At 60.6% G+C, this 13,781-nt stretch carries 14 protein-coding genes and 1 riboswitch; of the genes, 5 read left to right on the forward strand and 9 right to left on the reverse strand.

Going from position 1 to position 13,781, the window contains the following annotated elements:
- Window positions 1–54: 54 nt before the first annotated feature.
- Window positions 55–831 carry a class II glutamine amidotransferase gene (locus VL130_RS10285; protein ID WP_325362789.1) on the reverse strand — a complete coding sequence of 259 codons (777 nt, stop codon included), beginning with the start codon at window positions 829–831 and terminating at the stop codon, window positions 55–57.
- 124 nt (window positions 832–955) lie between these two features.
- Between VL130_RS10285 and VL130_RS10290 the strand changes: the two genes are divergently transcribed.
- Window positions 956–1,537: an alpha-ketoglutarate-dependent dioxygenase AlkB gene (locus VL130_RS10290; protein WP_325362790.1), complete on the forward strand. Its 582-nt coding sequence runs from the start codon at window positions 956–958 to the stop codon at window positions 1,535–1,537.
- On the opposite strand, the gene VL130_RS10295 is transcribed toward VL130_RS10290, so the two are convergent.
- Window positions 1,527–2,288 (reverse strand): pseudouridine synthase, encoded by a 762-nt coding sequence (locus VL130_RS10295; protein ID WP_325362791.1) that lies wholly within the window; start codon window positions 2,286–2,288, stop codon window positions 1,527–1,529. The two genes, VL130_RS10290 and VL130_RS10295, sit on opposite strands and share 11 nt — an antisense overlap.
- A 56-nt stretch (window positions 2,289–2,344) precedes the next feature.
- Between VL130_RS10295 and VL130_RS10300 the strand changes: the two genes are divergently transcribed.
- The 3 genes from VL130_RS10300 to VL130_RS10310 all read left to right on the forward strand — a co-directional run bounded on the left by VL130_RS10300 (window position 2,345) and on the right by VL130_RS10310 (window position 5,246).
- Window positions 2,345–2,998: a peptidoglycan DD-metalloendopeptidase family protein gene (locus VL130_RS10300; protein WP_325362792.1), complete on the forward strand. Its 654-nt coding sequence runs from the start codon at window positions 2,345–2,347 to the stop codon at window positions 2,996–2,998.
- Entirely contained in the window at window positions 2,995–4,656 is a 1,662-nt protein-coding gene (locus tag VL130_RS10305) for a PQQ-dependent sugar dehydrogenase (protein ID WP_325362793.1), read from the forward strand. The genes VL130_RS10300 and VL130_RS10305 overlap by 4 nt, the downstream gene beginning before the upstream one ends.
- Before the next feature lie 95 nt (window positions 4,657–4,751).
- A complete protein-coding gene (locus VL130_RS10310) occupies window positions 4,752–5,246 on the forward strand; it encodes an Hpt domain-containing protein (protein WP_325362794.1) in 495 nt (164 codons plus the stop codon).
- 73 nt (window positions 5,247–5,319) lie between these two features.
- Here the strand turns inward: VL130_RS10310 and VL130_RS10315 are convergent, their stop codons facing one another.
- The gene (locus VL130_RS10315; protein WP_325362796.1) at window positions 5,320–6,885 is read right to left on the reverse strand and encodes an alpha-N-arabinofuranosidase; all 1,566 of its coding nucleotides are present in this window, start codon (window positions 6,883–6,885) and stop codon (window positions 5,320–5,322) included.
- Between the two features lie 84 nt (window positions 6,886–6,969).
- Complete coding sequence (locus VL130_RS10320; RefSeq protein ID WP_325362797.1) at window positions 6,970–7,413, reverse strand: MarR family transcriptional regulator; 444 nt, start codon at window positions 7,411–7,413, stop codon at window positions 6,970–6,972.
- Between the two features lie 87 nt (window positions 7,414–7,500).
- Between VL130_RS10320 and VL130_RS10325 the strand changes: the two genes are divergently transcribed.
- Window positions 7,501–7,923, forward strand: coding sequence for an organic hydroperoxide resistance protein (locus VL130_RS10325; RefSeq protein WP_325362798.1), 423 nt, complete (start codon window positions 7,501–7,503; stop codon window positions 7,921–7,923).
- A 52-nt stretch (window positions 7,924–7,975) separates the two neighbouring features.
- Here the strand turns inward: VL130_RS10325 and VL130_RS10330 are convergent, their stop codons facing one another.
- The 5 genes from VL130_RS10330 to VL130_RS10350 all read right to left on the reverse strand — a co-directional run bounded on the left by VL130_RS10330 (window position 7,976) and on the right by VL130_RS10350 (window position 13,677).
- A complete protein-coding gene (locus VL130_RS10330; protein ID WP_325362799.1) occupies window positions 7,976–8,866 on the reverse strand; it encodes a hypothetical protein in 891 nt (296 codons plus the stop codon).
- 80 nt (window positions 8,867–8,946) lie between these two features.
- Entirely contained in the window at window positions 8,947–9,837 is an 891-nt protein-coding gene (locus tag VL130_RS10335) for a TIM barrel protein (protein WP_325362800.1), read from the reverse strand.
- A gap of 85 nt (window positions 9,838–9,922) precedes the next feature.
- Entirely contained in the window at window positions 9,923–11,092 is a 1,170-nt protein-coding gene (gene metB, locus VL130_RS10340; RefSeq protein ID WP_325362801.1) for a cystathionine gamma-synthase, read from the reverse strand.
- A gap of 1 nt (window position 11,093) precedes the next feature.
- A complete protein-coding gene (metX, locus tag VL130_RS10345; protein ID WP_325362802.1) occupies window positions 11,094–12,077 on the reverse strand; it encodes a homoserine O-succinyltransferase MetX in 984 nt (327 codons plus the stop codon).
- A gap of 85 nt (window positions 12,078–12,162) precedes the next feature.
- Window positions 12,163–12,269, reverse strand: a riboswitch (SAM riboswitch).
- Between the two features lie 4 nt (window positions 12,270–12,273).
- Window positions 12,274–13,677, reverse strand: coding sequence for a PLP-dependent aminotransferase family protein (locus tag VL130_RS10350; RefSeq protein ID WP_325362804.1), 1,404 nt, complete (start codon window positions 13,675–13,677; stop codon window positions 12,274–12,276).
- Window positions 13,678–13,781: the final 104 nt, after the last annotated feature.

Consider the following 13,781-nt stretch of genomic DNA (forward strand, 5'->3'; position numbering starts at 1 on the left):
GGGCAAGCCCCCTGGACCCTGATCGTTGAAAAGGTGTGGGGCAACGTCAGCGGTTTATCGCCGGAATGTTTTGACGATAGTTCCTTTGCGGGCCACCAGTGTCGTTTGTGGCGGCACATGGATCCATATCTCATTGCGTGTCAAAGGCGTTGACGCCACCACCACCACGCGATCGTCCGGCGTGGTTTCCTTGGCGAAATCGACCTCCATATCTTCATCGATAAGCGTAGCGGGGCCGAAAGGTGCGCGGCGCTCGACGTAGCACAGCTTGGTCGAGCAACTGGCATAGAGCGAACGGCCGTCACTCAGCAGGGCATTGAAAACCCCCAGGCCGCGCAGGTCCGCGAACAGGTCCGCTATGGCGCGGGCCAGGGTCTGGTCGGACGGTCGTTTCGGGTACAGGATGCGCAGGCGATCGAGCAGCCAGCAGAAAGCATGTTCGCTATCGGTGGTGCCGATTGGCGCATAGAAGGTCAGGGGCCGCTTCTTGATCCCCTTTAACTGGCCGTTGTGAGCGAAACTCCAGGCGCTGCCCCACAGTTCGCGGCTGAACGGATGCGTGTTTTCCAGCGCCACACGCCCGCGGTTGGCCTTGCGCACATGGGCAATGACGATCAGGCTCTTGATCGGATAGGATTTGATGAAGCGCGCCAGTTCCGAATGCGCGCTTGGATTGGGATCGTGGATGCTGCGGCAGCCCTTGTGCTCGTAAAAACTGATGCCCCAGCCGTCGGTATGTTTGCCGGTGGCGCCGCCACGCTGCGACAAAGCAGCGAAGCTGAAACGCACGTCGGTCGGGACATTGGCGCTCATCGCCAGAAGTTCGCACATAAGGTTTCTCGTTCGCTATATCTCACGACTGTAGAAGCATAAATGCGTCGCTTAGGCCACAAAAGCCCTGTTGATTCCGGCTTAAATAAATGTTCTTATTTTGTTCCGTAAATGAGATCGTAAAATGTCCGCAAGTCTGTCACTGTTTGAAGAAGAGGCCATCGATGGTTTGAGCTATCTGGACGACTATATCACTCCGGAAGAAGAGGCTGGGTTGATTGCGGAGATAGACAAACAACCGTGGTCGATGGAGCTTTTGCGCCGCCGGCAATGGTACGGCTGGTCGCCGGACGATACCACCTATGGCGCGCTGGGCGAATATAAACCGCAGCCGATGCCTGACTGGCTGTGCTGGTTGGGGGAGCGCTTGCACCGGGATGGTGTTTTCGCAGGTGTGCCAGCGCGGGCGCTGATCAACGAATATCATCCGGGGCAGGGGATTGGCGACCACAAGGACCGCGATACGGAGCGCATCAAGTCCGTGGCCATTATCAGCCTGGGTTCGCCGATCATGATGGAATTTACCCGCATGGATCATGCCACGCGCAGCCAGTATCTTTATCCCCGCAGTCGACTGATCATGCAGGGCGAGGCGCGCGACAAATGGATGCATGGTATTACCGGCCGCAAGACGGATAAGGTGGGTGGGCTGATCCTGCCGCGCCAGCGACGGTTGTCCGTCACTTTCCGTTATGTCAGCCCTTAACGAGTTCGGCGCGCTCTTCCGGAGTCATAAAGCGCCATTGGCCTTCGGGCAGGTTGCCGATGCGCAAACTACCGATGCGGACACGGTAAAGGTCGGTGACGCGCAGTTCGCACATATCGCACATGCGGCGGATCTGGCGGTTGCGGCCTTCTTTCAGGATGAAGGTCAGGGTCTGGTCGCCCGTCTGGACCACCTTGGCGGGCTTGAGCTTGCGGCCGTCGAGTTCGAGGCCGTGGCGCAGCCATTTCAGCTTTTCCTCGAAAATTGGCCCGCGCACGACGACGCGGTATTCCTTTTCTAGGTCGCTTTCCGGCCCGATAATCGCCTTGGCCAGCACGCCGTCTTCCGACAGGATCAGCAGGCCGCGCGAATCCTTGTCGAGCCGCCCGACCGGCGCCAGCCTGGTCTCGAAGCCGGGATAGACATCCGCCGGTCCGAAAACATTGGCGCGGCGGATCATGCGGATGGCCGGAGTTTCGCCCGGTTCCGGCTGGCCTGACACGATGCCGACTGGTTTGTGATAAAGGATGGTCATGCGGGCGTCGAGCGCCGCGGCGCCATCCTGATCGAGCGTCAGGGTCTGGCCGGGTTCGATCCTGTGGCCGGCCGAGGTCACGGTTTCGCCGTCGATGCGCACAAGGCCCTGTTCGATCAGGGCATCGGCCTCGCGCCGCGAACACACGCCGCTCTGCGCCAGCCATTTGTTGACCCGTACCGGCTCGTCGCCGTCATATGTTTTTGTTACACTCATGCGGGTGTCCTACAGCGTGATTGCCGGGCGGGCAAGTCTGCGATAGGCTCAACCAGATGACATATGATCTCTATTCCGACTGGCTGAAAACCGCCCCGCCGCGTGCCGAGATCATGGCTGGCCTGCATACGCATTTCGAGCCGATCCGTCTTGATGCCGAAGGGGCACAAGCCCTGGGTCTGAAAAATGGCCTGCCGGGGGATGCGGTTCTGGCGAAAGGTCTGCTTGTCGGCGGCTATGACGAAGAACGCGCCATCTATTCCGGGCCGGTTTTCGCGGCGCCGGACGGGGCTGAACCGCGCACCGTTCACCTTGGCATCGATCTTTTCGAGGCCGCCGGCGCGCCGGTTTTCGCGCCTCTGGCTGGGGTCGTGCACAGTTTTCAGGACAACGCTAACCCGAAGGACTATGGCCCGACGATTATTCTGGCGCACGCGGTTACCTCACAACTGACTTTTTACACGCTTTATGGTCACCTCAGCCGTGACAGCCTCTATGGCCTGGCTATTGGAAAGCCCGTGGCGGCGGGAGAAGAGGTTGCACGACTGGGCGCAGCGGCGGTAAATGGTGACTGGCCGCCACACCTGCATTTCCAGCTTATCCTCGATATGCAGGACAAGCGGGGCGATTATCCCGGGGTTTTCAAGAAGAGCGAGCGTGAACAATGGAAACGTATCTGTCCCGATCCCGCCCCCTTGCTGGGGATTTGATAAAGCCGTTATTTGCGGGCGTATGCCTGCTGCTGGCCCTGAGCCTGCCGGCCTGTTCCAGGGCGGCGTCGCCGGAGCAAATTGCGGCGGGTAAAGCGGTTTTCGCCGCCAATTGCGCCCTCTGCCATGACGCCAGCCCGGCGATGGGCGCCTTCCAGGGACCGCCCCTCTTCGGCGTGGCCGGGCGCAAGGTCGGCGGTGTGGCGGGCTTTGATTATTCGGATGCGCTGAAAACGGCCCACGACCGCGGCGAAACCTGGAACGACAGTAATCTCGACGCCTTCCTCGCCGATCCGCAACAGGCCATGCCGGGCACGCAGATGCCGGTCAATGTGCCGGACGCCACAGACCGCCGCAACCTGATCGCCTATCTGACAAGCCTGACCGGCAAGACGGCTGCTGCTGCCAAAACGGCTGAACCGGTGAGCGGACCCATAAGTGGAAATGACAATCTGGATTGGCGCAAGGACGCGCCGGGCGTGCTGCACCGGGTGACGGTGGCTGATCTGCCAAAGCCCTTCGCCACCGATTCGGCGGGCAACAGTGCACGTTATGTAGCGCCCGGCGATGATTTCCTGCCGCAGGCGCCGGCCGGCTTTACCGTGTCGCTGTTCTCGAAAGATCTCGATGGCCCGCGCAATATGCGCACGGGGCTGAACGGCGACCTCTATGTCGTTGAATCCGGCAAGGGGCGCATCAGCGTTTTCCGTAACCAGGGCGGCAAGCTCAGCGCCACGCGTGAAACCTTTGCAGAAGGGCTGAAAGAACCGTTCGGTATCGCCTTCCTGGGGCCATATGTCTATGTTGCCAATGTCGGATCGGTGGTGCGGATTCCCGTCGCCGGTGGCAAGGCCGAAACGGTGGTGGCCAATCTCTCGACCACCGGCGGGCATTCGACGCGCGATATCGCCTTTTCGGCCGATGGCCAATATATGTATGTCAGCGTGGGTTCGGCGAGCAATGTCGCGGAAGGCACAGGTAAACCGCCCGCCGGATTTGTGGCAGGTCACGCGCTCGGCGAAAGCTGGGGCAGCGAGGCAGGTCGGGCGCTGGTGTTGCGTTTCAAGCCTGACGGCAGCGACCGGCATGTCTTCGCCACCGGGATCCGCAACTGTGTCGGCCTGGCCTTCAAGCCGGGGACGAACGACCTCTATTGCACGACCAATGAGCGCGATATGCTGGGTGACAATCTTGTGCCCGACTATTTCACGCGCATAGCCGATGGCCAGTTCTACGGCTGGCCGTGGTATTATCTCGGCGACCACGAAGATCCACGCCAGGCCGGCGTTCGTCCTGATCTCAAGGGCAAGGTCAGTTTGCCGGACACGCTGTTCGTCTCGCATTCGGCGCCGCTCGGGTTCACCTTCTATCAGACGCCGGTGGGGGCGGCCTCGGCCTTTCCGGCGCAATATGCCGGCAATGCCTTCATTGCCCTGCATGGCTCGTGGAACCGCTCGGCACGGACCGGATCAAAGGTGGTCATCGCCCATATTAAAGACGGCAAACCCACGGGCGAATATGAGGATTTCCTGACCGGCTTCATCCTCGATGACAAGCGCGTTTCGGGGCGTCCGGTTGGCGTGGCGGTCGGGCCGGAAGGCGCCCTGTATGTGTCGGATGACGCGGGCAATCGCATCTGGCGGGTGGCGCCTGAGTAGGGTTATAATAATTTCGGCCGCATTAGCGCTTCTTAAATGACCTTCGTGTAATCTGGCTTCATTATATTTGCGTAGAAGGTTTCCCCAGAATGGCCATGCCGGAAAAAGCTCAAATTATTCAAGTGCCCAATACCCTGCGCGCCAAGGTCGGCGGACGGATGGCGGCTGTGGACCCGCAGGCCATCGCCAGGGCGGAAGCGGCGCTGGCTGATCTGTCGAGCCACTTCCAGGACTGGCTGATGGATGAAATCAAGAAGCTGGAAGACGTGCAGGCCCTGATCAAGGAAGAGGGCCTGAACATGGTCAACGCTGATCAGCTCTTCTATCGCGCCCATGACCTCAAGGGCCTGGGCACGACCTATGGGTTTCCGTTGATCACACGCGTCGCCGGTTCGCTGTGCAAGATGCTTGACGAAGATGAAAAGCGCATGATCGCGCCGTGGAAGCTGGTGGAGGCGCATCTTGATGCGATCCGCGCCATCGTCCGTGGCCAGATCAAGGCCGTGGATCACCCGACGGGCCTCATGCTGTCCGAAACGCTGGAAGCCCGCGTCAAGGAACACCTGGAAAAAGCCGGCCTGTATACCTGAACCTCGCCGCAACGGCCTAAAAATAAGCCCCCGCCGGCAAGACCGGCGGGGGCTTTTGTTCGTGTTGCCGGAGTTAATCCAGTGAGACGACCGTCACCGATTCCGGCGCAACCTTCAGAATCAGGCCACCATTTTTCGCGGTGGCGGAGATAGCTTTCGGTGCGACGGTATTCGGCTTGTCGAAGGTGTTGATGCTGTCGATCTTCGGCGCCGTCAGGGTTTGGCCAGAGGCAGATTTCGCTTTCAGGCCGAGCGCTGACAGATCGATTTCAAGCGGCTGGGTCGGGTCGATATTGGTGATCGAAACATAGACCTTGCCGTCCTTGGCTTTCGCGGCGGTGATATCGGCGCGTGGCAGGGTGACGCCGCCGTGGCTGTAGGCGCCGGCGTCATAGCTGACGGGGATGAAGGTCGCGTCCTGCCACGGCACGTACATCTTGAAGACGTGGTAGGTCGGAGTCAGCACCATCTTGTCGCCGTCGGTCAGGATCATGGCCTGGAGGACATTGATCATCTGGGCGATATTGGCCATGCGCACGCGATCGGCGTGGCGGGTGAAGATATTGATCGACACGGCGGCCAGCACGGCGTCACGCTGGGAATTCTGCTGGTAGAGAAAGCCCGGATTGGTGCCAGGTTCGTTCTTCAGCCAGGCGCCCCATTCATCGACCACGAGCGCGACCTTCTTTTCCGGGTCGTACTTGTCCATGATGGCCGAGTGCTTAGTGATCAGTTCGTCCATGCGCAGGGCGGTCTTGATCACCTTGGCGTACTCGGTTTCGTCAAAACCGGAGGCTGGTTGATAAGGCGGCCAGTTCTCAAAGCCCGAATAGTAGTGCAGTGACAGGCCATCGACATCGTTCGACTTGTTCTTCATGAACACTTCGGTCCAGTTGTAGTCGTCGACATTGGCGCCGGAAGCGATCTTGAGCATACGCTTGTCGCCCACCTGCTCCGGGTTGTAGTTCTTGGCGTAGGTGGAGAACTGGCGATATTCGTCGGTATAGTGTTCAGGCGTCATGTTGCCGCCGCAGCCCCAGCTTTCATTGCCGATGCCGAGGAAATGGACGGCGTAGGGGGCGGGGTGGCCGTTTTCGCGGCGCGCCTGGGCCAGGCTGGTTTCCTTTTCCGAGGTCATGTATTCCAGCCATTCGGCGGTTTCACGCGGATTGGACGAGCCGACATTGGCCGAAACATAGGCATCGGCGCCGACCTGGCTGAGGAAGTCCATATATTCATCGGTGCCGAAGGTGTTCGGCTCGATCACGCCGCCCCAGTTGGAATTGAGCGTGACGGGGCGCTTGCCTGTGCCGATGCCTTTTTCCCAGTGATATTCGTCGGCGAAGCAGCCGCCGGGCCAGCGCACGTTGGGCACCTTGATCGCTTTCAGGGCGGCGACGACATCATTGCGGATACCGCGGGTATTGGGGATGGGCGAATCCTTGCCGACCCAGATGCCGCCATAGACGCCGGTGCCGAGATGTTCGGCGAATTGTCCGAAGATTTGACGGCTGATTTCAGCGCCGGGCTTGGTGGTGTCGATCGTCGCCTTGGTGACCGGCGTGGCGGCGGCGGCCATAGCCGTCCAGCCGAAGGCCAGCAAACCGAGCGCGGTTAAAGAAATCGCGTAATGACGCATGAAAAGTCTCCCTGAAGTGTCCGGTATTATTGTTGACGGTATTTGTAGGACAATTGAAACGGACTGACAAGGCGTCTTTTTCGACTATTTTTCGCGCAGGTTCCGGCCGAGCGCCTTGACTTCTTCATGCAAAGCCATGAGGCCCTCCAGTTCCAGGCCTGAGGCGCACAGCATGGCCGGCGGGATGGCGCGGGCACGCTCGCGTAAGGCGCGGCCATGATCGGTCAGATGGATGCGCATGATGCGCTCGTCCTTCGCGTCGCGCTGGCGGGTGACCAGGCCGGCCTTTTCCATGCGCTTGAGCAGGGGGGTGAGGGTGCCGGAATCGAGATGCAGGGGCTGGCCCAGTGCGTTGACCGAGCGGCCGTCCTGTTCCCACAGCAACAGCATGACGAGATATTGCGGATAGGTCAGGCCCATCGGGTCAAGGTGCGGCTTGTAAGCCTGCGCGAAGGCGTGCGCCGCCGAATAGACGGCGAAGCAGATCTGGTTTTCGAGCAAAAGCTCAGGAGGCGATGAATTAGACATAAAAAATTATATAGCGCACAATTTAATTGACATCAAATTGTGCACAATATAATTGTGCATTATCGAACTTAACCAAGGAGACTAAAAATGACCGAAGTTGTAACCGTATTGTATACCGCCCACGGCAAGGCCACCGGCGGCCGCGAAGGCGCCGCCACGGCGGGCAATCAAAACCTCAAGCTGTCGACGCCGAAGGAACTGGGCGGCGCCGGTGGTGACGGCACCAATCCCGAAGAACTGTTCGCTATGGGCTATGCCGCCTGCTTCATCGGTGCGCTGAAGGCGGTGGGCGCCGGTCAGAAGATCGCCGTGCCGGCCGACACCAGCATCGAATCAAGCGTCGGCATCGGCAAGATCAGCCACGGTTTCGGCATCACGGTCGAGCTGAAAATCTCGCTGCCGGGCCTGGCTCCGGAAGTCGCCGACAAGCTGATCGCCGACGCGCACCAGGTCTGTCCATATTCAAACGCCACGCGCGGTAATATCGATGTGAAGCTGTCGCGGGTCTAGGTTTCGGCCCAGACGCCAGGATGAAGCCCTCCGGTTCGCCGGAGGGCTTTTCTTATGCGGCCGGTTTGGCCGCATGGTAGATATCGGCGATGATGTGCCAGTCGGAAGCGCTGGGCCCGTCCTTGCGCCAGACGCGGATATAGTAGCCCTGTACAATAGCATCGTGATTGTCGGTGGCGGCATGGCCCCAAGTATAGCCGAAATCACCGGCCTGCGAGATGCCCTGGCCTTCGGGTGCCCAAGTGAGGCCTTGGGGCCGAGCGTCGAGAATCGGCTGGCGGGCGTCCAGGGTCTGGGCCGGGGCGCCGTCGTCCTGCGTCACGATGGAGGGGGGAACGAGAAAGCCATTATAGGCCGTGGCGGCGGCTTGCAGGTTCAGCGCCTTGTTGAGCATGACATCGGCCGCCATCATTTCGCCGGCGGCGGTGCCGGGGCTGTCGCTTGTGCCATGCGGAATGAAATCGGTATAGGTCGGTGATTTCGCGGGCAGGGCGTCGACCGCTCCCTTGCCGGCGCGGGTATCGATCAGCCATTTCCATGTGCCATCGGCCCGTTTTTGCCAGACGGTGAAGAACCATCCGCCATCCGGGTTGTCGCCATAGGTCCAGCCGCCGAGGTCATAGGCGAGGTCGCCGGAGGACGAGATGCCAATACGTGACGGCCACCATCTGAGCAGTGAGGCTGTTTCGGAGGGATCGGCGGCGATGGCTGTGGCTGTCTTGCCGTGCGTGCGTTCAGGCGCGGGGGCGAAGGTCAGGGCATTGGGCGCCGAATATTCGTGAAAGCCCTTATTGAAGCCGTGTGCGAAGGTGAAGGCATCAAAGGCGCGTTCGGCAGCGATCACCTGCTCCGCAGGCGTCGGCACCGGCGGGGCCTTTTTGGCAAAGGCCGGCGCCGTCAGCGCCAAACCGGTGAACAGAAGACCCACGACAACGCGTTTCATGCCGACCCCCATCATAACCCATGCGGATTATAATGCGCCGCAATATGAATTTTGCAAGAGGCGCACACCTGAAAAGCGAATCAGGTCAATCCGGCGGCTACCGACAAGGCCACGGCTTCGCTGACGGCGCGGCTGTGGTCATTGTCGAGCGGGAAATATTCCAGCCCCATTGGCCCTTTATAGCCGGCGGCGCGGATGCCCTTGAGCAGGTTGACGTGATTGACCTCGCCGGTGCCGGGCTGGTGCCGGCCGGGCACGTCGCCCAACTGAACGTAGCCGACCTGATCGATCCCGGCGGTGAACTTTTCGATCAGGTCGCCGTCTTCGAGTTGCATATGGTAGAAATCCCATTGCAGCTTGATCATCGGTGAATTGACGGCGCGCAGCATGGCGGTGGCCGGTCGTGAGCCATTGAGCAGATGGCCCTGATGGTTGACGGTGTTGAACGGCTCGACCAGCGCCATCAGCCCGGCTTGCTCCAGCAACGGCGCAATGCGCATCAGTCCGGCGGTATAACCGGCTACCATGGCTTCGCGGCTCATACCATCGACCACATGGTGGCCGACCAGCGTGATCTGCTTGCAGCCGAGAATAGCCGAATCGGCGATGGCTTCGCGGATCATGACCACAAGCGCGTCATGATTGGCGGGATCGGAAAAATTGGGTGCGGCGGGCGCATACTGGGTGAGTGTCAGGCCATTGGCATCGAGCAGGGCGCGGGCCTTGCGGGCGTCCATGCTATCTCCATTATTGGCCCGCCGGACGGGCCAGAATTCCACGAAGGTAAAGCCGGCCTTGGCGGCGAGGGCAAAACGATCCGCGAACGCACTGCCCTGATACCAAGTATCGAGGTTACAGGCGAAGGGCTTGAGCGCCGCCTTGATATCCGTTTTCGCGGCGGCCGGCATGGCGCTTGCGGCCGTTGTTACACCGGCGGCCAGTAAAGCCATTCGTCTGGTCATTTGAGTCATTATGTTCTCTCCCTGTTTCGGAGGAGCATAATCACTTTCCAAAAACTGTAACCTGTTTTTGCTAAAAAGTGTGACAAATTGGCGATCAGGCGATCCGCGCCAGTCCGCGATCCAGTGCGGCGATCAGGTCGGGCGCGTCTTCCAGACCGATTGACAGGCGTATCAGGCCGTCGCTGATGCCGGCCGTGGCCAGGGCTTCCGGCGACATGGCGGCGTGAGTCATTGAGGCCGGATGGACGATCAGGCTCTCGATGCCGCCGAGCGATTCCGCCAGTGAAAACAAATCGATATGGTCAAAAAGCTGCTTTACAGCTTCAAGTCCGCCGGCCAGTTCAAAGCTCATCATGGCGCCGAAACCGGCCTGCTGCTTTTTCGCCAGTTCGTGCTGAGGATGCGAGAGCAGGCCGGGATAATGGACGGCGCTGACCTTCGGATGGGCGTATAGGTATTCAGCCACGGCTTGAGCCGATAGCTGCTGCTGGCGGACGCGAACGAACAGGGTGCGGACACCGCGCAGGGTCAGGTAGCTGTCGAACGGCGCGGCCGTGGCGCCAACGCAGTTGGCCCACCAGCGATAGAGCGTTACGTCCTCCGGCGTGGTGCAAACCAGCGCGCCGCCGATGACATCGGAATGGCCGTTGATATATTTGGTCGTCGAGTGGACGACGAAATCGGCGTCGAATTTGATCGGATTTTGCAGGGCAGGGGACAGGAAGGTGTTATCAACCGCCACTTTCGCGCCAGCCTTGTGACCCAGGGCGATCAGCTTTTCCAGATCGATCAGGCGCATCAGCGGATTGGACGGCGTCTCAAGCAGGAGCAGGGCGGTCGGCTCGGAAAGGGCTGTCGCGACGGCGGTATCATCACCCTGATCGACATAGATAACCTCAATCAGCCCCTGTTTGGCGCGGGCATTGAGCAGGCGCTGGGTGCCGCCGTAGCAATCGTGAGGCACTACCACGCGCTTATTGCCTTTAAGGTCCTGCCATAGCAGGTCAAGCGCCGCCAGACCTGACGCGGTCATGACCGCGCCAACGCCACCTTCCAGTTCGGCGATGACCTCAGCGATGATCTCGCGATTCGGATTGCCCGACCGGCCGTAATCATAGGTCCGCTTCTTGCCGAAGCCCTCGAAGGTGTAGTTGGTCGTCAGGTAGATCGGTGGCATGACCGCGCCATGCGCCGGATCGGAATCGATGCCGATATTGATGACCTTGGTGCCGAGGCCGGCGTTTTTTAGATAGTCTTTGGACATATTATTTCTTGAGTGAGGTGCGAACGATATCGGAAACGAGTTTGATTTCCTTGAGGAAAGCATCGTGCCCATAAAGTGAGGGGAAATCGATGAAGACGCTGTCGGTCAGGGCTTGGGAGAGTGCTTTCATGTCTTCGTAGGGCACCAGCCGGTCGGTCGGGACGGCGGCCAGGAACACCTTCGCCTTGATCTTTGACGGATCGACGCGGTGGCGATCAAGACTGTCGGACATCGATATCCAGCGGTTGACGTCGGTGGCGGAATAGGCGTCGCCGCGCGCGCGCAGATAGCTGCAGACGACATAGTTACCGCCGGCCGCTTCTGGTGGCGGGCCGTCGAAGCGCTCGGAAAACTCGGCATCGGAACGGTAGGTCGTCATGGCCAGTTGGCGGGCCAGGGAAATGCCCTCGGCGGGCTTGCCGTTCTCCTTACCGAAGACCAGCAGACGGCGCTGCAGACCACGAAAGGCGGTCGCCATCGGGTGGGCGCGATGCGCGGCCGAAATGACGCACAGGCGCTCGACGGCATCGGGATACAGTTCAGCGAAGGCCAGGCCGATCATGGCGCCGTAGGACGCGCCGATGAAACTGTAGATTTTGTCAACATTGATTTTATCGAGCAACAACTTCACCAGCCGCGCCTGATCATGGGTGGTGATGGTGTATATGTGCGAGGCCGGCAGGCGCGGGGCAAATTCGATGGAGAGCACGCGGTAGGTGTTGAGATCGAGCGCTTCGCCGGGACCGGCCACGCCTTCCCACCAGCCGGGCGCGGTGTCGGTGGTGTCTTCCTTGGCGAACAGCACGCGGCCGGCCGAAATGCCGCCGGCCGCCACGACGACGGGCGCATCCTTCGGGCCATAGAGCCGCGCCACCACATCCGTCTGTTCCAGCTTCATGCCGCTTTGCAGGCGGAAATCGGCGGGAATAGGGGCGGTAATATCGGTGCCGATCAGGTCGGGGGCGGTAAGGGTGAGGGCGTTCATGGTGTGTCCGGTCACGGTAAAATCGAATCATCGTGACCAGTCGAGAGCAGACACCGCACCGCGCTTTCGCACGGGGACTGTCATCCTCTCATCTGTCGGGGAAATGCGCCCCGTAGGAGTTGGCACCATACTGCGTTTGCAGCGGTTGCCCCAGCGTCGTCGGGCCTTTCCCTCGGCTGGTCTCGATGAGTAGGGTCTATATGCGCAAATGCTGCGCCTGCGTCAAGAGGGCGCGTTTCAGGACATCAAAGACTTCACCATCCGCCATCTGGGTAATATTGAAGCGCATGAAGCTGCGCGCGCCCTGCGACAGGCTGAAGGCGTTGCCCGGCGCCAGCACGACGCGTTCGGCAAGCGCCAGGCGCGCGACTTCGGAGGCATCGACGCCATCAGGCAGTTCGCACCACAGCAACATGCCGCCTTGAGGCACATGCCAAGGCTGGATGCCGAGCGCGGCCAGCTTCCTGATGATGACGGGACGCATAGCCGCCAGTTTTTCGCGCACATCGGCCATGTGCTTGCGGTAATGACCATTGCTCAGCAGATGGTACAACAATTCGGCCGACAAGGGATCGTGGGTGAAACTGGTGGCGATCTTCATGTCGATCAGCGGCGCGATCCACTCCGGGCGGGCCGCGATGAAACCGCAGCGCACGGCGGCAGAGAGGGTCTTGGAAAAGCTGCCGATGTGGATGACACGCTCCAGCCCGTCAAAGGCGGCCAGGCGCGGGGCGGGGCTGTGCTCGAAATCGGCATAGATATCGTCCTCGACGATCAGCAGATCGTGGGCCTGGGCCAGTCTGAGCAGGCGGTGGGCGGTGACTGGCGACAGCGTGGCGCCAGTCGGGTTATGCAGGGCGCTGTTGGTGATATAGAGGCGTGGCTTGTGCTGGATCAGCACGTCGGCGAAAGCATGGATATCCGGCCCCGTTGGGGTCATCGGTACGCTGACGACCGTGACGCGATGGGCGCGCAGCAGGGCCAGAAAATTGAAATAGCAGGGATCATCGACCAACACCGTATCGCCCGGATTAAGCAGGAAGCGGCAGATGAGGTCGATCGACTGAGTGCCGGAGCCGGTCAGCAGTATCTGCGCCGGCGCGGCGTCGATGCCGTGCTCGGACAGGCGGCGGGAGAGTAGCTGGCGCAAGGGCGCATAGCCCAGTGGCGTAGCATATTCGGTCAGGTTGGTGGCCTCGGCCCGCGCCAGGGTGCGCAGGGAACGGCGGATGTCGTCTTCCGGCAGCCAGGAAGAGGGCAGCCAGCCGCAGCCGGGCTTGAGATAATCGGCCTCGGTTTCCAGCGATTGTCGGGATATCCACAGCGGATCAACCTGCCGATCCAGCCTCGGCCCAATCTCGGCCAGCGACATCGGGGCATGGGGCGCGGCGACAAAATAGCCGGAGCCGCGCCGGGCCGAAATGACCCCCTCTGCATGAAGGCGGTCATAGGCCTCGACCACGGTTGATTTCGAGACCTTCTGCGCCTCGGACATGGCGCGGATCGAGGGCAGGCGCGCCCCTTGAGACAGGTGCTGGCGCGCGATGCGGTCACGGATCTGGTCCATGACCTGGGTGGTCAGGGTGGCGGCTGCGCTCATAACTGTACTGGTCTCCGTACCATAACGGTTTGATGGAATTTTACCGGACCATGCCTGTCAGGGCCAGCCTTTTGTTTGCATAGGAAGCGCCTGTTGCGATGGAG

It is taken from the genome of Asticcacaulis sp. (assembly GCF_035497195.1).
Classification (GTDB): Bacteria; Pseudomonadota; Alphaproteobacteria; order Caulobacterales; family Caulobacteraceae; genus Asticcacaulis.